This is a genomic window from Methylomicrobium lacus LW14 (genome assembly GCF_000527095.1).
GTDB classification, from domain to species: Bacteria; Pseudomonadota; Gammaproteobacteria; order Methylococcales; family Methylomonadaceae; genus Methylomicrobium; species Methylomicrobium lacus.
On record NZ_AZUN01000001.1, the window covers coordinates 3815238 to 3836551 of the forward strand.

The window sequence follows — 21314 nt, forward strand, 5'->3', positions numbered from 1 at the left end:
ATGCTAAAGGTTCTATGTCGTCGTATCGAATCGATAGGGATTATCTTTTTTTGAAGCGGACGTTCAAGTTCTCCGGCATCATCGTAAACGAAAACAACTCCCGCACCGGCTGTCCCGTGTCTACCGGGATGACGGTAAAATTTTTGGCCAGCATGGCGATCGCCATTTTGATTTCGAGCATCGCCAAACTGCGTCCGGGACAAAAGCGCGGTCCCGCGCCGAAAGGGGTGAAGGCGCTGCGGTTATGGGGACAACTGGCCGGGTTCGCATCGAGCCAGCGATCCGGCTTGAATTGACGCGCAGCGGAGAAATTTGCGTCCTGCAAGGCGTTATAACGGTTCAGCAGCATCAATAGGGTGCCTTGGGGGATCGTGACGCCGTTCAGTTCGACCTCTTGATTGGGTTCCAGAAATAAAATCGGCGCGACGTTTTTCAAGCGCAGGGTTTCCTGGGCGACGGCTTCGAGATAAGGCATGTTTTCGAGGATGCCGAGCTCGGGCGGCAGGGTGTGATCGCCTAAGGCCGTATCGGCTTCCTGCTGCAGCTTCCGTTGTACGTCCGGGTGTTCGCAAAGCAGGTGCAGCAGCCAGGATAAGGTGTGCGCGGTGGTGTCTTCGCCCGCAATAAGAATCGTGAACACGTTGCCTAGAATCTCCTCGTCGGACAACCGGGCGCCGTCTTCGTCCCGCGCCAGCAGCAAGGTTTCGAGGAAGTTTGCCGGCTGGCCGGCGAGTTCCGGCTGTTGTTCAAGCCGCTCCCGCGTTTGCCGCACGAAGCCGTTGATCGTTTCCTTGATGATCGCCAGCGATTTTTCCATCGCGCGGTCGCTGGGCAGCTTGAAATAGCGCCAGTATGGAAACGGCGCGTTCGCCCAGCGGTTGAGTCCGGGCAAGTGGCTTTCCAGATGGCGCTGAAAGTCGGCGTTTTCGTTTTCGAGCAGGTTGATGTCGTAACCGAACGCGAATTGCGTGGTCACATCGACCGTAAAGCGCATCCAGTCCTTGTCGACTGCAAGCGGATTTCCGGTTTCGGCAATGTGGCTCCAGCGGCTTTGCAATCGCTCGGTGATGACGCGCAGGGTCGGAAAGAAGCGCCGTAGCGGTTCCGGCTTGAATGCCTGCATCGTCAGCGCGCGCTGACGCCGCCATTGTTCGCCCTCGGCCGCAAAAACGCCATGGGTGCCGAGTTCTCTCGATATCTGTTCTATCGAACCGCCTCGGCGAAACGTTTGCGGACGATCGCGCAGGATTTGCTGGACTAGCTCAGGGTTGCCGATCACCACGACCGCTTTATTGACCAGTTTGAAGCGGTACATGTCGCCGTATCGATTGGCCCATTCCTCCAGGATCAGATGCAGTTTGGGTAAGTCGATTTGCAAGAGATTGCCAAGGATCGGCAAACCTTTGGGGCCGGGCAATTCGGAGGAATGTTGGGGAGAATGCATGCGATCAGGGAGTTTACCTAGCGCTCTTTTCGAGCTCGGTCTGGCAAGCCAGGCAGTATTTGCACGGAATCGCCTGGCGCCGGCTTTCCGGAATCGGCTCGCCGCATTCCTCGCAATGCGTGGCCGATTCGCCTGCATACATCGATTTGCGCTGCTCCTCGATGAAGAGGTTAGTCATTTGCTCCATTCTTTCCAGGATGGCGTCCGTGCCGCCCGCCCATGCTGTTGACATCGTGATCTACTCTAAAAAGGTGAATTGGGTGTATTCTGAAAGGGTTACAACAAGCCATTGGAAAATGGACAGGGGCAAAAGTTTCAGGCCGCCGCAAGCTCGTCGTCCATTTTGGTATCTTCCGGTCACGCAAGTCAAGGTGCGCGCGCCGTCTTTTGAACCAGGCCAATCATTCATCGTGTCCAGACAGTCTCCTATTCCGCCCGTCCTGTTTGCAGTCGCGCCGTCCCTGCGCTTGCAATATGCGCTGATCGCCGCGCACGGCCTGGCGCTTTGCGCCTGCCTGATCAGCGCGCTGCCCTGGCCCGGAAAACTCCTGCCGGGCCTGGCGCTGCTGATTCATCTTGGCTTCGCCGTTAGAGACGTTAACCATCGGCACGATGCGATTCGTTATCACGACGCCTCCGGCTGGAACATCAATGACGAAGCGGTCCTGATCCTTCCGTCGACCGTCGTGACGCCGTTTGCGATCTGGCTGCATTTCAAGCCGGAAGGCGCCCGTAAAAGGGCGATATTGATCGTGAACGATGCGCTGCCCGAGCACGAATTTCGCCGATTGATCGTGAAACTGAAAATCTCGACTGCCTGAATAGGCGATTGTCTGTATAATTGCGCCTCTTAAGTACCCTTTCTGATTCGAAAAATAGCACCCTATGGCATTGTATTGTGGAATCGTCGGCCTGCCGAACGTCGGCAAATCGACCCTGTTTAACGCGTTGACCCGGGCCAAGATCGCGGCCGAAAATTATCCGTTCTGTACGATCGACCCGAATGTCGGCGTCGTGCCGGTCCCCGACACCCGGATGGACAAACTCTCGGAAATCGTGAAGCCGGAACGCGTGTTGCCGACCACGATCGAGTTCGTCGATATCGCGGGCCTGGTCGCCGGCGCTTCCAAAGGCGAGGGATTGGGCAACCAGTTTCTCGGCAACATCCGTGAAACCGATGCGATCGCGCATGTGGTGCGCTGCTTTCATGACGAAAATGTCGTGCATGTCGCCGGCAAGGTCGATCCGATTTCGGATATCGAAGTGATCAACACCGAACTCGCGCTCGCCGACATGGCGAGCGTCGAAAAAGCGCTGACGCGGGCCCAGAAAGCCTCCAAATCCGGCAACAAGGATGAACTGGCGAAAAAGGCGGTGCTCGAAAAAATCTATCAGCAACTGGACGCAGGTCAGCCGGCGCGCGCGCTGGGTCTGTCCGACGACGAACATGCGCTGGTCAGGGACCTTTGCCTGTTGACGATCAAGCCGACCATGTACATCGCGAACGTGCAGGACGACGGCTTCGAGAACAATCCACTGCTCGAAAAAGTGCAGGCTTTTGCGGACAAGGAAGGCGCGATGGTGGTGCCGATCTGCGCGGCGATCGAAGCCGAAATCGCCTTGCTCGATGACGAGGAAAAGAAAGAATTCCTGGATGACCTGGGTCTCGAAGAGCCGGGCCTGAACCGCGTGGTTCGTGCCGGCTATCAATTATTGAATCTGGCGACTTATTTTACCGCCGGCGTGAAGGAAGTCCGCGCCTGGACGATCCCGGTCGGCGCGACCGCGCCGCAAGCGGCCGGCGTGATTCACAGCGATTTCGAACGCGGCTTCATCCGCGCCGAAGTGATCGCCTATGAAGATTTCATCGCGCACAAAGGCGAACAGGGCGCGAAAGATGCCGGCAAATGGCGTCTCGAAGGCAAGGACTACGTCGTGAAGGACGGCGATGTGGTGCATTTTCGATTCAATGTTTGACAAACGGAATTTTGATATTTATAATTCCGCTTCTTTTTGAAGATCTCAAGAAGGCGATGTAGCTCAGCCGGTTAGAGCGTGGGATTCATAACCCCAAGGTCGGTGGTTCGATCCCACCCATCGCCACCATAGAATTCAAGGCCCTGCGAGCAATCACAGGGCCTTTTTTATTGCCTATGGGGCACTGGCGGGGCAATTTAAGATAAAAACTCACAACAAATCGCAACACTGTAGGGCTATTTCTGGACAAAAAGCTTTATATAGCGCGTCCCCTCAATCAATCATTTAAGCTCTGAACGATGAATGCAGCGCAATTTAAATGCCTTCTGGTTTTCTCTATCTTTGCCATCATCGGTTTTGGGCCAGTATCCCCTGGCTGCTTGATAGGAATGTACATTGTCATTGCGCGTCCGCAATGGTTCATCAGCCTGTCCAGTGACTTATACGACAACAAGCCACATTTCCTAGAAAGGCTTGGAGTTGATTCTGAAAAGCAAACCAGGCAAGCAAGGATTAAGTGTTTCCTGAGTTTACTTGGGTTGTTCATTATTGATATTACGCCAATCCCGACTACGCCAATCATTGCTGTTTTCATCATTTTTAGTCGCCCGGTATGGTTTATCCGAGCGATTGGGAGCGTGTATGGGAAAGACTTGAAAGCATAACCAGTCGAATTCAAAAATCTTCTTCAAGACAATTAGCGATAATTTTGCAAACTAAATTACGATTTGGTGAATCGGCGGCATGGGCATTGACTTATAAATTTTGTTAGGCTATTTTCGTCAGCCGGACCCGCTGTTTTTTCGGCAGGTTTTTATCAGCCGCAGGGAGCATGAACGTGAGACCGCCCGGAATAATGGCGGCCCAACCCGGCGGATCATTTCATTTTTCTCTGTGATGGCATCTATGGCATCTCCGCCGGATTTATTGACGGCAGGCATCGCGCCTGTTCATCTGTCTTTTTTGGGGGGATTCATGCAGCAACTCATTAAAAATCTGTTGTCGCGGCTCAAGCAATGCTTGCTGCCGGCGCCCGGTAATGCGTTTCCGTTTTGGGCGTGCATCAATGCATTGATACACGCATTCGGCGCTTGGTTGGCCAAACTGTCCGAAGCCTGGCAAAAATATGATTTTTTCTTCGATTTGATCCGGTGCAGCCGGGTCACCTTATTCATCCTGGTTTTCGCCGCGGTATTTTTGTTTCTGCCCAACAGCCAAGGGGCGGAATTGACCATTCGGCTCAGCACCAGCCTGGGACATGCGCTGGTTTTTCTTCTGGGTGTGTTTTTGTGGGCGTTTCAAGCCTGGATCGGGACCCGCAAGGTGATGGAGATGGTCGAGAAGCGCGCCGAAGAGCCCGGCGAGCAGCAAAGCGGCCGGCATCATCTGCGTGAGGTGTTGCAGGAAAAAACATGGCTCGCGCGTCTGGTCAAGGGCAAGGACTGCTGCGCCAAGGCTATGGAGTCTGAACCGGGCTGGGTCGAGCATTGGCCGAGAATCCTCGGTATGTTGGCTTTCCTGGTTTCTCTGTTGGCCTTATGGATGCCGGTCAAGCAAGGTCGGATCTCGTTTTTTTCGCCGCACGGACTGGTGATCGCAGCGGACTTTGGTCTTGCGATTTTGTTTTACGCGCTGGCGATGTGTCGGCGTCAATGGATTCAAACGGTGTGCGCAAAAAAAGGCATTCCTGTCGAGGCGCATTGGGCGCATTTGGACAAATTGCATAAGTCGTCCGGCGTCTTTACGATCGCTTATGTGCTCGTCCTCTTGATATTGGCGACCTTTGCGCCGGTCTGGCTGGGCTTCACTTTCGGCGCGGCCGGTATGGCGGTGCTGGGTTTTAGTTCGCTGACCGCGACCGGCAATTTCATCATCCGTAGCATCGTTACCCGGAGCGGCGAGCGCGATTATGGCACTGCGACGCATTTTCCGGTGTTGTCGATTTTATTCCTGACCGCGGCCGTTTTCAGTGTCTTTAACGATAATCACGGGATTCGTCTGTTATCGGGTACAAAGGCCGAGCGCTTTCCGCTGGAGGCATTTGCTGAGCAATGGACTCAACGCAATCCGCCCGGAGCCGCCGCGGTCAGACCGATGATTTTCGTCGCGGCGGCCGGCGGCGGCATTCGCGCCTCACAATGGACCACGGCGGTGTTGACGCATCTGGCCGATAACCATCCGAAATTTGCCGAATCGGTGTTTGCGATCAGCGGCGTCTCCGGGGGCAGCGTCGGGGCCGCGTTTTACAGTGCTTTGCTGAAACAAAACATCGACTGCGCGCAGGCTGCCGGCAAGGATTGTCTGCAAAGCCGCGCGCGCGATATGTTATCGCACGACTTCCTGGGGCCGACCGTTTCGGCGCTGCTCTTCAATGACTTGTTGCAGCGTTTTTTACCGGTCGGCATTTTGCCGGACCGGCAGAAAGCTTTGGAGCAAGGCTGGGAAAGAGCCTGGTCGAAGGCGTTCGACGGTGGCGCGGGGATGGCGGAGGCTTATTCGGACACCTGGAGCAAGCCCGGCGGCGCCGGCAAATGGCGGCCGTTGCTGCTGCTGAACGACACGCATCTGGAAACCGGCAGAAAGGTGATCACCAGTCCTTTTCCGCTCGATCCATCCACCTTCGCGGACGATGTCGATTTGATCCAGTTGCTCGGGGAGCGCGATATGCCGCTGTCGGCCGCGGCCGGCAACAGCGCGCGCTTTACCTATGTCAGTCCGCCCGGCACGCTGCCTTATGACGGCGATTGGTTTGATATGCGCGAGGATAACGGACACCTGCTCGACGGCGGTTATTTCGACAACAACGGCGCGATCACGCTGCAGGCGTTGCTGCAAACGCTGGATACGCCTGCGAAAGACGGCGACGGGAAATCCTTTTTCGAACGCTATGCGATCAAGCCGATCGTCGTGCTGATCACCAACGACAGCAATCTGGTTTGCGGCAAGGATGCCGACGGTCTGGTCGAATGCCCTAACGATTTGTGGATCAAACCGCAAGGGGAGGTGCCCGATGCGCTGCCGGCGGTCACCGATTTCAACGGTAAATTCACCCGCCTGACCGATCACAACGGCGCGAATGAAACGCTGGGGCCGATCTTCGGCATTTTGAACGCGCGCGAAGGGCATGGCATCGCCGGGGTGAAGCATCTGATTGCCTGGGTCAATGCGTGCCGGAACTGGCCGGAAGGTTGCCATTTAGCGGAGAGCGCCAAGCCGGAGTTCTATCACTTTCGGATCGATCTGAACGAGGGCGAGAATCCGCCCGCGTTGGGCTGGGTGTTGTCGAAAGACAGCGAAGAACTGATCTGGAACAAGATCAAGGCGCGGGACGGAAAAAACGGTTCGCAGCATAACAACGAGGAGGCGAAGCAATTGTTGGGATCGTTATAGCGTCCTGGCATTGCCGATCTATTTGCCAGGGAAGGCGAATGGCCTCGAGGCGCCGTCTTCCGGATTGAAAGGATCGGAGGAAAAACGCGCCGGGAGTTCAGGTTTTCGATCGATTAGACACGCGGGACGTTGCCCGGTAGAATCTAACCTATATAAGCATTTTATAAATTTCTCTGATTGTCTGTTCATGTTGTTCCCCAAAGATTTCATCGAAACCGCCGAAGGCCTGTTGTTTGCGGTCGTCAACCCCGGCCTGGAGCAGGGCAAGGCGCTGTGTTTTTTGCGCTATGTGCATGACGGCGGCCGTTGGCGCAAGCAGGCGACCGATGAGGCGAATGCCTTTTTGCGCCAGCATCACCCCGATTATCTGCATTATTCGCCCGTCCTGGATGCGGAGCTGCATGCGGTTGATGTCGAAAGAATCGCCAAGCGCCATCAGCCTAGGCAGCGCCTCTTGCATATCATGCGGAGTGAGCAGCATGATCCGATCGAGCGCGACGTTTTGATGCTCGGCGAATTGCTCAAGCAACAAGGAATGGACCTGGAAAGGGTCGGCATCACCGGGTCCGTCCTGGTCGGCGTGCAAAAAGACAGTTCGGACATCGATCTGGTCTGTTACGGGCGCGAGGCGTTCCATCGATGCAGGGCCGCCGTCAGGACGCTGATCGAACAAAACCGCTTGCAGGAGCTAACTGACAGCGACTGGCGGGAATCGTATCGGCGCCGGGATTGTTCGCTTGGTTACGAGGATTATGTCTGGCACGAAAAGCGTAAATTCAACAAGGCGATGGTGAATGGGCGCAAGTTCGACCTGAGCCTGATCGAGCCGGAAGATACAGGCGGACAGGAGTGCTATCAGAAGCTTGAGCCGATTACGCTGATCTGCAGGATTACGGACGATACGCGCGCGTTCGATTATCCGTCCGTTTATCGCATCGAGCATCAGGCGATTTCCTCTATCGTCTGTTTCACCGCGACTTATACCGGCCAGGCGGTTAACGGAGAGCGGGTCGAAGTATCGGGCATGCTCGAGCGGAATGCGCGGGGCGCGCAGCATATCGTGGTCGGCTCCAGCCGCGAAGCGCACGGCGAATACATCCGGGTGATCGATGCTTAAGCGGGGTGAGTTTGCGGCGGTTATCTTCGACATGGACGGCCTGGTGCTCGATACCGAAAAGACCTATCGGATCGCTTGGCGCGAAGCCGGCCGGGCGATGCGTTATGACTTGCCGGATGCCTTTCTCGAGGCGTTGACCGGTTTGGCTATCGATGCGGTGCTGCAGGAAATCGAAGGCTTCTGCGGTCCCGGTTTCGATACGAGCGAGTTTAACCGCCTGAGCGCGGCATGCTGGCGCGACCATGTGGCGGCGCACGGCATCGAGGTCAAGCGCGGCTTTCATGCGCTGCGGGATTATCTGGATCAGGAAGGCATCCCTTTTTGTCTGGCGACTAACAGTACCTTAATCAATGCGGAAGAATGTCTGCGCTTGGCCGGGCTCGAAGGCGTCTTTGCGGCGCTGATCGCGCGCGATCATGTCGAGCGCGGCAAGCCGGCGCCCGATATTTTTCTGCAAGCGGCGGCGACGCTCGATGTGGCGATCGACCGCTGCCTGGTGCTGGAAGATTCATCCGCCGGCATCGAGGCTGCGGCCAGGGCGGGCGCTTTGCCGGTGATGGTGCCGTCGGCCTTGCCGGTGGAGGCGGCAACGGCTGCGCGTTGCAGGTTCGTGCTGAATGATCTCGGCGAACTGTTGGATTTGATGCACTGTTAGGTCGCCGCTGTCAACCCGATCGTGTATAATTGCCCGTTTTTTCAATGCAGTCTGTGAAATAATTCCTTGCAATTTCGACATCAGAAAGTATCTGTGACCGCGCCGGCTCGGCTGCATATGGGGTTTATCGACTTGAGCGGTTCCCTCGGGCGGCATTTCGGCAGCATTGGCGTGGCGCTGAATGAGCAGTCGACCCGGTTGACGGTGGTCGAGGCGGAGCGGCGCCTTATCTCGGGGCCTTCGGCCGCGCGCGCGGAAAAATGCCTGACGACACTGTGCAAGGCGCTCAACGTGCCGGATACGCTCGAAATCCACATCGAAAGCGCGATACCCGAGCATGTCGGCCTCGGTTCAGGCACGCAGATGTCGCTCGCGATCGGGGCGGCGCTGAATGCGTTTTATGATTTGGGGCTGAGTGTTCGCGACATCGCGAAGGTGATGGTCCGGGGGCTGCGTTCCGGCATCGGCATCGGCGTGTTCGAGCAGGGCGGTCTGGTCGTCGACGGCGGCCGCGGCGAACATACGATTACGCCGCCGCTGTTGGCGCGGATGGCGATTCCGGAGGCCTGGCGTTTTATTCTGGTGTTCGACAAGCGCGGCCAGGGGCTGCACGGCTTGCAGGAAATCCAGGCATTTCAGGAGCTGCCGCCGTTTCCCCGGCGCGAGGCCGAACAATTGTGCTATTTGCTGTTGATGCAGGCGCTGCCGGCGATCGCCGAGAACGACATCGTCAGGTTTGGCGAGGTGATTACGCGTCTGCAGCGTTCGGTCGGCGAGCATTTTGCGGCGGTGCAGGGCGGTATTTATACCAGTCCGGAGGTAGCCGCCGCGATGGAATGGCTGGCCGAGCAGGGCGCGGTCGCGGTCGGGCAAACGTCCTGGGGGCCGACCGGATTTTGTATGGTGAATGGTGCCGGTCGGGCGGAGGCTCTGGTCGATTTGGCGCGGCGAAAATTTGCGGCCAGCGATACGCTGGTGTTTATCGGTGCGAGCGCCCGCAACAGCGGTGGGCTGGTGGTTGTCGAGTCGTTGTGAGTTAAACGGACCTGCGAAAGCGGATAAGGGTATGTCCTAGTGAATCGTTCAAAATGTTTGCTGATTGTTGCCAGTTCCGGCCGTATGCTGGCCGAAGCGGCGCGCAAAGCCGGGTTTCAGACCTTGGTGCTCGATCTTTATGCCGATCTGGATACTCGGATGCATTCTGTCAAGGTGCGTCGGGCACCGTCATTGGCGGTCGAGCATGTGGTGCCGGTTCTGGAGGATTTGATCGGGCATTACGATGTCGGTCAGGTCATTTACGGCAGCGGCCTGGAATCGCATCCGGAAACGTTGGATTATCTGAATCAGCGGTTTACGGTTCTGGGCAATACGCCGGCCGTATTTCGCAGTTTTCAGGATAAGGAAGGGTTTTTTGCTGCGTTGACCGAGCTAAAGATTCCTTTTCCAAAAGTTTCATTTGCGATGCCCCACTCTGGCCAGGATTGGCTGAGCAAGCCGATGCAAGGGCAGGGCGGTCTGGGGATTCGCCGTCATGATCCGAATTATCCGGTTCATGAAGGCGTTTATTGGCAGAAATTCCAGTCCGGAACGCCAGGTTCGGTGCTGTTTTTGGCCGACACGCGAGACGCGCGCGTGATCGGCTTCAATCTGCAATTTACCGCCAAGTTAGAAGCTGGCCTTGAATTTGCTTTTTCCGGACTCATTAATCACTCGACTTTATCCCGCAGTCAGAAAATGCTGATTTTCGACTGGTTGACTCGATGCGTCCGCGCTTTTGGCTTGAAGGGGCTGAATTCGCTCGATTACATTCAGGACGGCGAGCGCGTCTATGCCTTGGAAATCAATCCGCGCCCGTCCGCGAGCATGCAGTTATACGGCGATTTACTGATGCATCATGTCGAGGCCTGCCAAGGCCGGTTGCCGGAGGCGTTGCCGAAGCAGCGAGGTTTTGCTGGCTTCCAGGTCGTTTATGCCGATAAGGACTTGCGAGTTTCCGATGCTTTTGACTGGCCCGAGTGGACGCAGGACAGGCCGGGGAGCGGTGCGGTTTGCCGCCCAGGGCAGCCCGTGTGCAGCATCACTGCCCGTCGCAGCGAGCCGCGGCAGGTGTTGGCGGTGCTGGCGACCCGGCAGCAACAAATTTTCAATCAATTAATAAAGGTTCAGTGAGATGGAATATCAAGCGAGTGTGAATAAGTTGACCCAGCCTCTGGTGCAGCATTTGATCGCGAATGCGGACAAGCTGCGGGTGGCGGTCGAGACTCTCGGCAACGGCTGCACGATCATCGATGCCGGCATCAAGGTGCCGGGCGGTCTCGAGGCCGGCCGGATCATCGCCGAAATCTGTCTCGGCGGCATGGGCACGGTCACACTGAGTCACAGCCCTTACGCCACGAACTGGCCTTTGACCGTGAACGTGCATACCGGTAATCCGGTATTGGGCTGTCTCGGCAGCCAGTATGCGGGCTGGAGTCTGTCGCACGAGAAATATTATGCGCTCGGCTCGGGCCCTGCGCGCGCGCTGGCGACCAAGCTGAAGGAAGGCAAGGAGGAGTCGGTCGAGGAATTGTACAAGGAGCTGGATTACCGCGACCGCTTTGATTCGACCGTGCTGGTGATCGAAAACGATGCGATTCCGCCGCTGGAGATCGTCGAAAGAGTTGCCAGTGCCTGCAAGGTCGCCCCCAGTAAATTGACCATCATCGTGACGCCGACCAGCTCGCTGGCCGGCGGTTTGCAGGTCGTCGCGCGCGTGCTCGAGGTTGCGATGCACAAGGCACATGCACTGCATTTCCCGCTTGAAAACATCATCGACGGCTCCGGCAGCGCGCCGGTTTGCCCGCCGCATCCGAACTTCGTCAAGGCGATGGGGCGCACCAATGACGCGATTCTGTTCGCGGGTCAGGTGCATTTGTTCGTGAAGGGCAGCGACGAAGCGGCCGAAAAGCTCGCGAGAGAATTGCCGAGTTCGACTTCGAAAGATTACGGCAAGCCGTTTGCGGATATTTTCAAGCAATACGAATACGATTTCTTCAAGATCGATGCGATGTTGTTCAGCCCTGCCAGCGTGATCGTGACCGCGGTCGAATCGGGCAAGAGCTTCCGCGCCGGCAAGCTCGACAATGCCTTGCTGGATCAATCTTTCGGCGCGTAAAAGGCATTCGTGCGCCGCATCGCAATAGTTACCGACGATCCGGGCTGGCACGGCAAACGGCTGACGCAGGCGTTTGCCGAGTACGGCTGCCGGGCGGAATACGTTTCGCTGACCGAATGCCGGTTTGCGCTGGCCTCCGGTCGCCTGCCGGTCTGGATTCCGGGCTTTGATCAGGCGCTTCCCGATGCGGTGTTCGTGCGCGGGGTTCCCGGCGGCTCGCTTGAGGAAGTGGTGCTGTATCTGGATATTCTGCACGCGCTGAAGCTCCTGGGGGTTCCGGTCTATAACGACGGCCGCGCGATCGAGCGCAGCGTCGACAAGGGCATGACCAGCTTTCTGTTGCAGCGCGCGGGCCTGCCGACGCCGCCGACCTGGGTACTGCGCGATCCTGAGGCAGCGCGGCGGATCGCCGAGAATGAATTGCAAGGCGGCCATTTATTGATCAGCAAGCCCTTGTTCGGCTCGCAGGGCGAAGGCATCCGCCGGATCGAAAAAATGACCGATCTGTTCTGGCTGACCTCGAGCCGCGGCGTGTATTATCTGCAACGCTTCGTGCATGCGGCGGGAGAGGGTTATTACGATCATCGCGTGTTTGTAATCAACGGCCGTGCGGTCGCCGCGATGCGGCGGCTTGGCAAGTCCTGGCTGAACAATGTCGCTCAGGGCGCGGACTGCGAATGGATCGAGGCGAGCGATGAACTGGCCGGGCTGGCGATCAGGGCGACCCGGACGCTCGAAATGGATTATGCGGGCGTCGACATCATGCTCGACCGGGATGGCCATTACACGGTGATCGAAGTGAACAGCGTGCCGGCCTGGAAAGGGCTCGAAAGCGTTTGCGATGTGAATGTCGCGGAGCTGCTGGTCGAGGATCTGCTCGGGCGCTATCTGGGTCTGAGTCGCTCTGAGGCGCCAGTCGAAGTTTCATGATCGCCCCTCCAGCGCTCGAAGCGCTGTTCCGCGAAGCCTGCGAAATCGAATTGCAGGCGTTCAAACCCGGTAATGTCAGCGTCTATGCGGACGGCCACGACATGACGGTGGCCGACTTCAGGCTGAGCGCCGAAGTCAGCGCCGGCCCCTTGTGCAATCCGGCCTATTCTCTGGGCGAGAAAATCTATTACGCGGTCAAGGCGACGCGCGAGGCGGTCGGCTGCAATACGAATCTCGGGATTTTGTTGCTGTGCGCGCCGCTGGTGCAGGCGGCGTATCAGTTGCAGGGTGAGCCGTTGCGGCAGGCTTTGGGGCGCGTGTTGGAGTCAACCACGATAGACGATGCGGACTGGGTTTTCAGGGCGATCACGCTGGCCGCTCCCGGCGGACTCGGCAATGCAAGCGAGCAGGATGTGCATCAAAAAGCCGGCGTGAACCTGCTCGAAGCGATGCGTCTGGCGGCTTCGAGAGACCGCATAGCCTTTCAATATAGCTCAAACTATCAAGATATATTCGATTTCTCCACAAAATTGTATTACAATGTTATAAGTGGAAGGATTGGTCGTAATTGGGCGGCTCTACTGGTTTATGCCGGATTGTTGAGCCGATTTCCCGATAGTCATATCGAAAGGAAGTATGGTGTCCAATACACCGGGATGGTAAAAGCCAGGATGGCTGAGCTTGGCGATGCGCTTCTGCAAGCAGAAAGTCCCGAGCAAATGTTGCCGTTGCTTTATCGGATAGATCAGGAATTCAAGTCCAAGGGCATTAACCCTGGCACGACGGCTGATCTAACCGTGGCAACACTTTTTACGGTATTGTTAGAAGATAGCTTGAGTGCTTGATGTAGCCATAATAGCGCTATGTCAGTCGCGGATATCCGCTAACAATCGTAATGATACTGGAATCATTTTTTTATAACTTTTTTCTTCACAGGGGAAAAACAAGCATGGCTAAAATCAATAAATTGTGCGTTGGTGAATCTTTAGTTGGCGAAGGCAACGAAGTTGCGCACATCGACCTGATCATCGGACCAAGAGGTTCTGCTGCTGAAAGCGCATTTGCAATCGCTTTGACCAACAACAAAGACGGTTTCTCTACTTTGTTGGCTGTTGTTGCTCCAAACCTGATGGTTAAGCCAGCAACCATTTTGTTCAATAAAGTCACCATCAAAGGCGCCAAGCAAGCTGTGCAAATGTTTGGCCCAGCACAACGCGGTGTGGCGATGGCTGTTGCTGACAGCGTTGAAGACGGCACCATCCCAGCTGATGAAGCCGATGACCTGTTCATCAGCGTTGGCGTTTTCATTCACTGGGCTGCTGAAGACGACGCGAAAATCCAAGAGTACAACTATAAAGCAACCAAAGAAGCACTCGCGCGCGCTGTTGCCGGTTCTCCTACCGCTGCTGAAGTTGTTGCTGCCAAAGGCACTGCGAAACACCCATTCGCTGCCAACTAATCAGCTTTTAGCTTTTTAGGCGCAAAAAAATACCCCACTCGTTGGGGTATTTTTTTGTCTAAAGCGCGGCGAGTTCGGCGCGCCCGATCGCGCCCGAATGCAGCGCGCTGGCGACCAGCGCCTGGTGAATGCCGATTTTTTTCAGTTCCAGCAAGTCTCCCTGGTTTCTGATGCCGCCGGCGGCGATGAAATTTTTGCCGGGATGATTTTTGCAAAATGCTGCCAGTCTTTCCAAATCCGGGCCCGACCCGCTGCCGACGCGCTCCAGCGTCATGATGATCATGTCGTTCGGCCAATGGCTTGGTGTGGTAAACAGGCTTTCGGCGCCCAGGCATCTTGTGCCGACAGAGTCCAGCGACAAAATAAAGTCCTTCGCGTAGGTTTCGAGCAAGTTCACGCTGTCATCCCGCAACGATTCGCTGCCGAGCACCGTCCTGATATTTTCGGGCGGATTGCCGTGCGCAGGCCCGGCGCAGAGGCCGCTGTCGAGCCAAAAGGTGCGTTCCGGAAAACGCTCGGCCATGGCGTGGATCAAGGCGCGATGATCGCCTTGTTGTTCCAGCGCATTCAGGTCGGCGATATAAAAAATCTGAAAATCATATAATTTCAGATAGGCGCCGATCACCTCGCTTATGTCCGCGGACGGGCATAAATCGGTATGAATCGGCAAATAAGACTCGCGCTTGCCCTGCCTCGCGTGCACGACGACGCCGTCTTTCAAATCGATCACCGGAATGACTTGCATGTTGTAGGGAGTTCATCCAAAAGCTTAAGGCGGCAATGATACAATATTCCGTTTGATGGCATCGATGCTCTTTCGATCAAGCGATGAAAAACGAATTAAAGGAAGCGCAATGAAAATTCTGGTGTTCGAATACATCAGCGGCGGCGGGTTCAATCGGGAAACGCTGCCCGCATCGTTGGTCCGCGAAGGTCTGATGATGCTTAAGGCCTTGCTGGACGGCCTGGACGAGATTCCGGGACTGGATGTGACGGTGATGCTCGATACGCGCCTTTGGGATGAGCTTGCGCCGCCAACTGTCGAGATAGCCGTGATCGGCCCGCAAGATGACTGTCTCGAACGTTTCGAACAGTTGGTCGAACGGCATGATGCGGTCTGGCCGATTGCGCCGGAGTTCGAGGCGATTTTATTCACCTTGTCGCAGACGGTCGAGCGTCTCGGCAAAACCTTGCTGGCGCCGGATTCTGCGGCGGTGCGCTTGGCGGCGGACAAATACGCGACCTACCACTGTCTGCTGAGCCGGCAAATTCCGACCGTTGCGACCCGGCTTTTCGATGAATGCGTGGGTTTTCCGGGCGAGAGCATCGTCAAGCCGATAGACGGCGCCGGTTGCGGCGACAGTTACCTGCTTCGGGATGCGGATGACTTCGAGCGGGCGGCCGGGCGACTGCGGGGGGCTGGGCATTATATTATCCAGCCGCATGTGCAGGGCGAGAAAACCAGCCTTTCCTGTTTGTTCAAAAACGGGCAGGCCTGGATTTTGTCGGTCAATTTGCAGCAATTCGACGTCGTCGATAATCAGTACCGGCTCGCCGCCATTCGAGTCAATCACGGCTTTGATCCGAGTCCTTATCAGAACCTGGTCGCGGAGATTGCGCTCGCGGTACCCGGCTTATGGGGCTACGCCGGCATCGATCTGATCGAAACGCCAGAGCAGGCGCAGGTACTGGAAATCAACCCTAGGTTGACGTCTTCCTTCGCGGGGCTGAATTCCGCCTTGGGGATCAATGTCGCCGCGCTGGTATTGCAGCTCTTGCATGGCGATCCGGTCATTCGGCGCGCCGCGAATCAAACGGTAACCGTTCAAATAGGAAATCCATGGCAAATGAAATAATCGGCTGGGACATCGGCGGCGCGCATGTCAAAGCCGCGGTACTGAACAGCCGAGGCGAATTGGCCGCGATTATGCAGAAGCCGTGCCCGTTGTGGCTTGGGCTCGATAAACTGAGGGCGGCGGTGGCGGCGGTGATGAGCGAATTGCCGCCCGCGCCTTATCGCCATGCGATCACGATGACCGGCGAACTGGTCGATCTGTTTGAGGGCCGTGATGACGGCGTCAAGACGATCATCGAGGCGATGAGCGAGCTTTTGCCGGGCGCCGATGTAGTGCTTTATGCCGGCAAGCTAGGCTTTCTGAAGGCGCCCGAGGTCGATCACAAGCATTATGCCGCGATAGCGTCCGCAAACTGGCTGGCCAGCGCAAGTTATGCCGCGCAGCAAGTCGGCAGCGGCCTGTTCATCGACATCGGCAGCACCACGACCGATATTTTGCCGTTCGATCGAAGCCGGGTCATCGCCGAAGGCTATACCGACTATGAGCGACTGGTGGCTCAGGAGCTGATCTACACCGGCATCGTCAGGTCGGCGGTGATGGCGATTGCGGACAGCGTCGAAGATCAGGGCCGGGAAGTCGGGCTGATGGCCGAATATTTCGCGACGATGGCCGATGTGTACCGGCTGACCGGCGAGTTGAACGAGGCGCACGATCAGGCCGATACGGCCGACGGCGCCGAAAAAACGGTGCTGGCGAGCGCCAGACGGCTGTCGCGGATGATCGGCTGCGATTTCGATCCTAAAGATCTGCCGCGCTGGCAAAGATTGGCCGAAAATCTGCGCGAGAAACAATCGGATAAGATTCAGCGCGGCATTGAAAAACAATTGGCGCGAGGCGGGCTTGCCGCGTCGAGTCCGTTCGTCGGCGCGGGGGTGGGGCGCTTTTTGATCAGGCGGCTTGCCGGCACACTCGGGCATCCTTATCTCGATTTCTCGACCTTATTCCCGGCCGAGCTCAATGCAAACGGCATGACCGCCGCCGATTGCGCGCCGGCCGTTGCGGTCGCGAGTCTGGCTATCGGGCATTAACCTGTTTACCGGGCTGCCGGTAAATACCCCGAAAAACAGGCGGCAGAGCAGAAAAATCTTGATGTTTTGTGCTGGGTTCTGTAGTTTTTTGCTACACTCGGGTCAGTAGAAGATAACTTTCAGCAGGGATCGCTGTGGACGGAGCATCATGTTAAAAAATACACCGGTATCGAACCAAGAAGCACTGAACGCATTTTTGCAGTTGTGTCATAAAAAGAAATATCCCGCCAAGGCGACCGTGATCCGGCCCGGCGATGTCGGCGATCGGCTGTATTTCATTATCGAAGGCTCGGTCAGTATTTGCGCCGAAGATGAAGACGGCAATCAGGAGATCATCCTGGCCTATTTGAATAAAAATGAGTTCATCGGCGAGGTCGGCGTTTTTAAAGGCACCGAGGTGCGCAAAGTCAGCGTAAAAACGCGTAGCCCGTGCCATTTGGCCGAGATCGGCTATGACCGCTTCAAGCAAGTGTTGAAAAAGGAACTGCTGGACTATGCGGCCGACCTGCTTTATCTGTTGGGCGATCAATTGGCGTCGCGCTTATTGATGACCAGTCGCAAGTTTTGCGATCTGGCTTTCATGGATGTGGAAGGAAGGATCGCGCGGACTTTGCTCGATCTGAGCAAGCAGCCCGATGCGATTACGCATCCGGACGGGATGCAATTGCATATTACCCGCCAGGAAATCGGCCGGTTGGTCGGCTGTTCAAGGGAGATGGCCGGACGCGTGTTGAAGGAGTTGGAGGAAAAAGAATTGATCAGCGCGCACGGCAAGACGATCGTGGTGTTCGGGACCCGGTAAGGCGCTCGCAGTTCTTCAAAAAATAGCCATTTCTCTCTCAGAGAGGGGGTTATGCAAATCCATTATCTCGTCGCATTCGCATCAACCCGGCGGCAATAGCTTGCCGGGATTCAATATCCCATTCGGATCGAATTGCCGTTTGATCGCACGCATCAGTTCGAGCGCATTTGCGTCCAGTTCGCGGGCGATAAAATCGCGTTTTTCCAAACCGACGCCGTGCTCGCCGGACAAGGTGCCGCGTAGCGCCAGTACCAGCGTGAATACCTCATCGAGGCAGTCTTGCGCCTTCCGGCTCTGTTCCGGGCTGTCCGGGTTCAGCAATAAATTCACGTGAATATTACCGTTGCCGGCGTGGCCGAAGTTGATGATCGGCAGTGCGTATTTGGCCGATAGCCGATTGAGTCCCTCGATCAGGTCCGGAATCGCGGTGACCGGCACGACCATGTCTTCGTTGATTTTTTTCGGCGCGACCTTGCGCAGGGCTGGGGCCAGGGCCTTGCGGGTTTGCCAGAGCGCTTCGACTTCCTGTCGGGTGGCGGCGATGCGAAGGTCGAGCAGGCCGTCGTTGTGCGCGGCTTCGGCCACCTTCGCGGCGGCGCTTTCCAATCCTTCGCGGGGACCGTCGACTTCGATCATCAGCAGGGCGCCGGCCTGATCGGGCAGGTCGCAGGCGGAATGGTCGCGGATCATCGCGATCGCGTTGCCGTCGATGAATTCGAGTGCGCACGGTATGATAGGCTGCGCCATGATCTTCGATACGGCTTCCGCCGCATCCAGCACGCTTCGGTAGATAGCCCTGAGGGTCTGGGTCGCTTCCGGCAGCGGCGTCAGTTTCAGGGTTGCTTCGGTGATGATCGCGAGCGTGCCTTCCGAGCCCAGCAGCAAGCGCGTCAGGTCGTAGCCGACCACGCCCTTGCTGGTGCGGACGCCGGTGCGGAGTTCCAGGCCCGCGCCGGTGACCGCGCGCAGGCCCAGCGTATTCTCCCTCGGGGTGCCGTATTTGACCGCGCGCGGCCCCGCCGCATTGCAGGCCAGATTGCCGCCGAGGCTGCAATAGGCTGCGCTGGTCGGGTCGGGCGGCCAGAAAAAACCGCGGCTGCCGGCAATGGCCTGCACTTCCTGGTTGGTCAGGCCCGGCTCGACGATCAGGTAACGGTTCTCGGGCGAAAATTCGAGCACCTTCTTCATCCGTTCGAGCGACAAGACCAGTCCGCCCTGAAGCGGAACGGTCGCGCCGACGGTGTTGGTGCCGCGCCCGCGCGCGGTCAACGGAACCCGGTATTGGTTGCAGGCGTCGACGACTCGGGCGACTTGCTCATGACCGGTCGGAAACGCGACCGCCTGCGGCAGGGACTGGCGGCGGCTGTTGTCATAGCCGTAGGCCCAGCAGTCTTCGGGACGGGTCAGAACGGCCTCCGGCGGCAGGATAGCCCGCAACCGGGACAAAAAGCCGGCCGCCAATGCAGGCGGCTTATCCATGGCCGCGGCGCAGCCTGATCAGCCGCCGAAGATTTGGTAGTCGATCAGGTCGCATAGGCAGTGCGTGATCATCAGGTGGGTTTCGAGGACATGCGCGGCGGAATTCGACGGTACGCGCAGCTCCAGGTCGTTTTCGCGCAGCAGCGGCGCAATGCTGCCTCCGTTCTCGCCGGTCAGCGCGATCACTGCAATATCCTTGTCGTGCGCGCTGTTGACCGCTTTCAGCGTATTTGCGGAGTGGCCGCCGATTGTATAAACCACCAGGATGTCGCCGCTGTGTCCGAGCGCCCGGAGCGGCTTGGCGAAAACGTCGTCGTATTGCATGTCGTTCGCGATCGCGGTCAGCATGGTCATGCCGGTGCCCAGCGCAATGGCCGGCAGCGAGGGGCGGTCGCGTTCATAACGATTGACCAGCGAGGCGGCCAGCAGCTGTGCGTTGTTGGCCGAGCCGCCATTGCCGCAGGCCAGGATTTTATTGTCGTTGAGCAGTGCGTGCACGAGGCGTTGCGAGGCGAAGCCGATCAGTTCGGACAGATTGAGCATCGCTTCCTGCTGGGTATGGATGCTGTTCGTGAAATGGTTGATGACGCGTTCTTGTAAACTCATGTGCGGGTCTTACGATGAAAAGGCATTGGGTATCCATTCGATGCCGCCGTCGCCGGAGATCGCTACCGCGTCGAAGCGAAGAGGGCAGTCGAGTTTTTGCTTGGATAAGTACACCTGGGTTGCCGTTATTATACGCGATTGCTTGCTGCGGGTGATGCTTTCCAGGGCGCTGCCGTAATGGTTCGATTGGCGGAACCTGACTTCGACGATCACCAGGGTTCGCCCGTCTTTCATGATCAGATCCAGTTCGCCCTGTTTGCAGCGAAAGTTCCTGCCTACCGGCGTCAGGCCCTTGCCGAGCAGAAATTGCAGGGCCTTTTCTTCCGCATTATTGCCGCGCAGGAGGTGGGGCGCCTTGGCGGGAATGCCGGTCAGCAGGGTCAACAGCGAGGTTTTATTATGCTTCATGGCGGCAAGGGTTGGGTTGCGTCGGGTTATAATCCCGTACTTTGAAGATTAACCGGCATTTCAGCAAGCAGGCGGAACGATTTTGGCAGGGTTCTTCCTGCCTGTCTTGATGAGAGCTTTGATGGGATGGATGCATGATCAGCGAATGTGGCAAATTGTATGTGGTAGCAACCCCGATAGGGAACCTCGGCGACATCAGTTACCGGGCCGTGGAGACGCTGCGTCGGGTCGATCTGATCGCGGCCGAGGATACCCGGCATATCAAAACCTTATTGCAACATTATGGCATTAATCAGAAAGTCATCTCGTTGCATCAGCATAATGAAGAACGCGCCTCGGCAGATTTGCTCGAAAAACTGCGCTCTGGCCTGTCGGTTGCCCTGGTGTCGGATGCGGGGACGCCGCTGGTCAGCGATCCCGGCATGCCGTTGGTGCGGATGGTCAGGGATGCCGGCATCGAGGTTTCGCCGCTGCCGGGCGCCTGTGCGTTGATCGCGGCTTTGTCGGCGGCGGGTTTGCCGACCGCGCGGTTCGCATTCGAAGGTTTCGCGCCGAGAACGTCGGCGGAAAGAAAGTCTTTTTTCAAGGCCCGGGCCGCCTTCCCCGATACCTGGATTTTTTATGAATCCTGCCATCGGGTGCTGGCGTCCTTGCAGGACATGGGCGAGGTGCTGCCGAAGGAGCGCCAAGTCGTGATCGCGAGGGAGCTGACCAAGCTGCATGAGACGATCGTCAAAACCACGCTGGTTGAGGCGAAGGCCTTGGTCGAAACCGATCCGAATATGCAGAAAGGCGAATTTGTGATCATCGTCGAAGGGGCGCCGAAGGAGGATCGGCGGGCCGAGATTAGCGCTGAGCAGCAAAGAGTGCTCGAGATTTTGCTGCAAGAGTGTTCGGTTTCAAGCGCTGTTGCGCTGGCGGTCGAGATCACCGGGGCGCGCAAGAAAGCGCTGTATCAGGCGGCTTTGGCTATCGGTTCGGAAAAAGAGAATAATGATAGGGATTAATC

The 21314-nt window shown here is 57.1% G+C and carries 22 protein-coding genes and 1 tRNA gene; 17 read left to right on the top strand and 6 right to left on the bottom strand.

Annotation, left to right across the window (positions count from 1 at the left end):
* Window positions 1-40: 40 nt before the first annotated feature.
* Both METLA_RS0117815 and METLA_RS0117820 read right to left on the bottom strand, forming a co-directional pair.
* On the bottom strand, window positions 41-1444 hold the full coding sequence (locus tag METLA_RS0117815) for a cytochrome P450 (protein ID WP_024299836.1): 1404 nt from the start codon (window positions 1442-1444) through the stop codon (window positions 41-43).
* Between the two features lie 13 nt (window positions 1445-1457).
* Complete coding sequence (locus tag METLA_RS0117820) at window positions 1458-1676, bottom strand: TraR/DksA C4-type zinc finger protein (RefSeq protein WP_024299837.1); 219 nt, start codon at window positions 1674-1676, stop codon at window positions 1458-1460.
* A gap of 64 nt (window positions 1677-1740) precedes the next feature.
* On the opposite strand from METLA_RS0117820, the gene METLA_RS0117825 reads away from it, so the two are divergent.
* The 13 genes from METLA_RS0117825 (at window position 1741) to fae (ending at window position 14126) form a co-directional block, all read left to right on the top strand.
* Window positions 1741-2265 carry a protein YgfX gene (locus METLA_RS0117825; RefSeq protein ID WP_024299838.1) on the top strand — a complete coding sequence of 175 codons (525 nt, stop codon included), beginning with the start codon at window positions 1741-1743 and terminating at the stop codon, window positions 2263-2265.
* A 64-nt stretch (window positions 2266-2329) separates the two neighbouring features.
* A complete protein-coding gene (gene ychF, locus METLA_RS0117830; RefSeq protein WP_024299839.1) occupies window positions 2330-3421 on the top strand; it encodes a redox-regulated ATPase YchF in 1092 nt (363 codons plus the stop codon).
* 52 nt (window positions 3422-3473) lie between these two features.
* Window positions 3474-3550, top strand: a tRNA-Met gene (locus tag METLA_RS0117835).
* A 170-nt stretch (window positions 3551-3720) separates the two neighbouring features.
* On the top strand, window positions 3721-4086 hold the full coding sequence (locus METLA_RS0117840; protein ID WP_024299840.1) for a hypothetical protein: 366 nt from the start codon (window positions 3721-3723) through the stop codon (window positions 4084-4086).
* 310 nt (window positions 4087-4396) lie between these two features.
* A complete protein-coding gene (locus METLA_RS0117845) occupies window positions 4397-6811 on the top strand; it encodes a patatin-like phospholipase family protein (RefSeq protein WP_152539491.1) in 2415 nt (804 codons plus the stop codon).
* Window positions 6812-6998: 187 nt separating this feature from the next.
* Complete coding sequence (locus METLA_RS0117850; protein ID WP_024299842.1) at window positions 6999-7928, top strand: hypothetical protein; 930 nt, start codon at window positions 6999-7001, stop codon at window positions 7926-7928.
* Entirely contained in the window at window positions 7921-8583 is a 663-nt protein-coding gene (locus METLA_RS0117855; protein WP_024299843.1) for an HAD family hydrolase, read from the top strand. Before METLA_RS0117850 ends, METLA_RS0117855 begins: the two co-directional genes overlap by 8 nt.
* Window positions 8584-8676: 93 nt before the next feature.
* The gene (locus tag METLA_RS0117860; protein WP_281171961.1) at window positions 8677-9618 is read left to right on the top strand and encodes a beta-ribofuranosylaminobenzene 5'-phosphate synthase family protein; all 942 of its coding nucleotides are present in this window, start codon (window positions 8677-8679) and stop codon (window positions 9616-9618) included.
* A 39-nt stretch (window positions 9619-9657) separates the two neighbouring features.
* Window positions 9658-10752 carry an ATP-grasp domain-containing protein gene (locus METLA_RS0117865; RefSeq protein WP_024299845.1) on the top strand — a complete coding sequence of 365 codons (1095 nt, stop codon included), beginning with the start codon at window positions 9658-9660 and terminating at the stop codon, window positions 10750-10752.
* Window position 10753: 1 nt separating this feature from the next.
* A complete protein-coding gene (gene mch, locus METLA_RS0117870) occupies window positions 10754-11737 on the top strand; it encodes a methenyltetrahydromethanopterin cyclohydrolase (protein WP_024299846.1) in 984 nt (327 codons plus the stop codon).
* A gap of 9 nt (window positions 11738-11746) precedes the next feature.
* Window positions 11747-12667, top strand: a complete 921-nt coding sequence (locus METLA_RS0117875) for an ATP-grasp domain-containing protein (RefSeq protein ID WP_024299847.1) — start codon at window positions 11747-11749, stop codon at window positions 12665-12667.
* Window positions 12664-13512, top strand: a complete 849-nt coding sequence (locus METLA_RS0117880; protein ID WP_024299848.1) for a triphosphoribosyl-dephospho-CoA synthase — start codon at window positions 12664-12666, stop codon at window positions 13510-13512. Before METLA_RS0117875 ends, METLA_RS0117880 begins: the two co-directional genes overlap by 4 nt.
* Before the next feature lie 104 nt (window positions 13513-13616).
* Window positions 13617-14126: a formaldehyde-activating enzyme gene (gene fae, locus METLA_RS0117885; protein WP_024299849.1), complete on the top strand. Its 510-nt coding sequence runs from the start codon at window positions 13617-13619 to the stop codon at window positions 14124-14126.
* A gap of 58 nt (window positions 14127-14184) precedes the next feature.
* On the opposite strand, the gene METLA_RS0117890 is transcribed toward fae, so the two are convergent.
* Window positions 14185-14871, bottom strand: a complete 687-nt coding sequence (locus METLA_RS0117890; protein ID WP_024299850.1) for a HisA/HisF-related TIM barrel protein — start codon at window positions 14869-14871, stop codon at window positions 14185-14187.
* 109 nt (window positions 14872-14980) lie between these two features.
* Between METLA_RS0117890 and METLA_RS0117895 the strand changes: the two genes are divergently transcribed.
* From METLA_RS0117895 to crp, 3 genes are all read left to right on the top strand, one after another.
* Window positions 14981-15982, top strand: coding sequence for an ATP-grasp domain-containing protein (locus tag METLA_RS0117895; RefSeq protein WP_024299851.1), 1002 nt, complete (start codon window positions 14981-14983; stop codon window positions 15980-15982).
* Entirely contained in the window at window positions 15967-17010 is a 1044-nt protein-coding gene (locus METLA_RS0117900; protein ID WP_024299852.1) for a hydantoinase/oxoprolinase family protein, read from the top strand. The genes METLA_RS0117895 and METLA_RS0117900 overlap by 16 nt, the downstream gene beginning before the upstream one ends.
* Window positions 17011-17158: 148 nt before the next feature.
* Entirely contained in the window at window positions 17159-17812 is a 654-nt protein-coding gene (crp, locus tag METLA_RS0117905; RefSeq protein WP_024299853.1) for a cAMP-activated global transcriptional regulator CRP, read from the top strand.
* Window positions 17813-17893: 81 nt separating this feature from the next.
* Here crp and METLA_RS0117910 read toward each other — a convergent pair whose 3' ends face one another.
* Genes METLA_RS0117910 through METLA_RS0117920 form a run of 3 tightly spaced genes read right to left on the bottom strand, consistent with a single transcriptional unit; the run spans window position 17894 to window position 20305 of the window.
* Window positions 17894-19291: an FAD-binding oxidoreductase gene (locus METLA_RS0117910; RefSeq protein WP_024299854.1), complete on the bottom strand. Its 1398-nt coding sequence runs from the start codon at window positions 19289-19291 to the stop codon at window positions 17894-17896.
* Between the two features lie 18 nt (window positions 19292-19309).
* Window positions 19310-19897, bottom strand: coding sequence for an SIS domain-containing protein (locus METLA_RS0117915; protein ID WP_024299855.1), 588 nt, complete (start codon window positions 19895-19897; stop codon window positions 19310-19312).
* Window positions 19898-19906: 9 nt separating this feature from the next.
* Window positions 19907-20305 carry a YraN family protein gene (locus METLA_RS0117920; RefSeq protein ID WP_051459803.1) on the bottom strand — a complete coding sequence of 133 codons (399 nt, stop codon included), beginning with the start codon at window positions 20303-20305 and terminating at the stop codon, window positions 19907-19909.
* A gap of 134 nt (window positions 20306-20439) precedes the next feature.
* Here METLA_RS0117920 and rsmI point away from each other — a divergent pair, with 134 nt between their 5' ends.
* Complete coding sequence (gene rsmI / locus METLA_RS0117925; protein ID WP_024299857.1) at window positions 20440-21312, top strand: 16S rRNA (cytidine(1402)-2'-O)-methyltransferase; 873 nt, start codon at window positions 20440-20442, stop codon at window positions 21310-21312.
* Window positions 21313-21314: the final 2 nt, after the last annotated feature.

Coding starts and splice junctions, on each gene's coding strand:
- METLA_RS0117890 (WP_024299850.1), bottom strand. CDS start 14,871: ATGCAAGTCATTCCGGTGATCGATTTGAAAGACGGCGTCGTCGTGCAC.
- ychF (WP_024299839.1), top strand. CDS start 2,330: ATGGCATTGTATTGTGGAATCGTCGGCCTGCCGAACGTCGGCAAATCG.
- METLA_RS0117915 (WP_024299855.1), bottom strand. CDS start 19,897: ATGAGTTTACAAGAACGCGTCATCAACCATTTCACGAACAGCATCCAT.
- crp (WP_024299853.1), top strand. CDS start 17,159: ATGTTAAAAAATACACCGGTATCGAACCAAGAAGCACTGAACGCATTT.
- METLA_RS0117900 (WP_024299852.1), top strand. CDS start 15,967: ATGGCAAATGAAATAATCGGCTGGGACATCGGCGGCGCGCATGTCAAA.
- METLA_RS0117815 (WP_024299836.1), bottom strand. CDS start 1,444: ATGCATTCTCCCCAACATTCCTCCGAATTGCCCGGCCCCAAAGGTTTG.
- METLA_RS0117820 (WP_024299837.1), bottom strand. CDS start 1,676: ATGTCAACAGCATGGGCGGGCGGCACGGACGCCATCCTGGAAAGAATG.
- METLA_RS0117855 (WP_024299843.1), top strand. CDS start 7,921: ATGCTTAAGCGGGGTGAGTTTGCGGCGGTTATCTTCGACATGGACGGC.
- METLA_RS0117840 (WP_024299840.1), top strand. CDS start 3,721: ATGAATGCAGCGCAATTTAAATGCCTTCTGGTTTTCTCTATCTTTGCC.
- METLA_RS0117910 (WP_024299854.1), bottom strand. CDS start 19,291: ATGGATAAGCCGCCTGCATTGGCGGCCGGCTTTTTGTCCCGGTTGCGG.
- METLA_RS0117845 (WP_152539491.1), top strand. CDS start 4,397: ATGCAGCAACTCATTAAAAATCTGTTGTCGCGGCTCAAGCAATGCTTG.
- fae (WP_024299849.1), top strand. CDS start 13,617: ATGGCTAAAATCAATAAATTGTGCGTTGGTGAATCTTTAGTTGGCGAA.
- METLA_RS0117880 (WP_024299848.1), top strand. CDS start 12,664: ATGATCGCCCCTCCAGCGCTCGAAGCGCTGTTCCGCGAAGCCTGCGAA.
- METLA_RS0117920 (WP_051459803.1), bottom strand. CDS start 20,305: ATGAAGCATAATAAAACCTCGCTGTTGACCCTGCTGACCGGCATTCCC.
- METLA_RS0117825 (WP_024299838.1), top strand. CDS start 1,741: ATGGACAGGGGCAAAAGTTTCAGGCCGCCGCAAGCTCGTCGTCCATTT.
- METLA_RS0117895 (WP_024299851.1), top strand. CDS start 14,981: ATGAAAATTCTGGTGTTCGAATACATCAGCGGCGGCGGGTTCAATCGG.
- METLA_RS0117850 (WP_024299842.1), top strand. CDS start 6,999: ATGTTGTTCCCCAAAGATTTCATCGAAACCGCCGAAGGCCTGTTGTTT.
- mch (WP_024299846.1), top strand. CDS start 10,754: ATGGAATATCAAGCGAGTGTGAATAAGTTGACCCAGCCTCTGGTGCAG.
- rsmI (WP_024299857.1), top strand. CDS start 20,440: ATGATCAGCGAATGTGGCAAATTGTATGTGGTAGCAACCCCGATAGGG.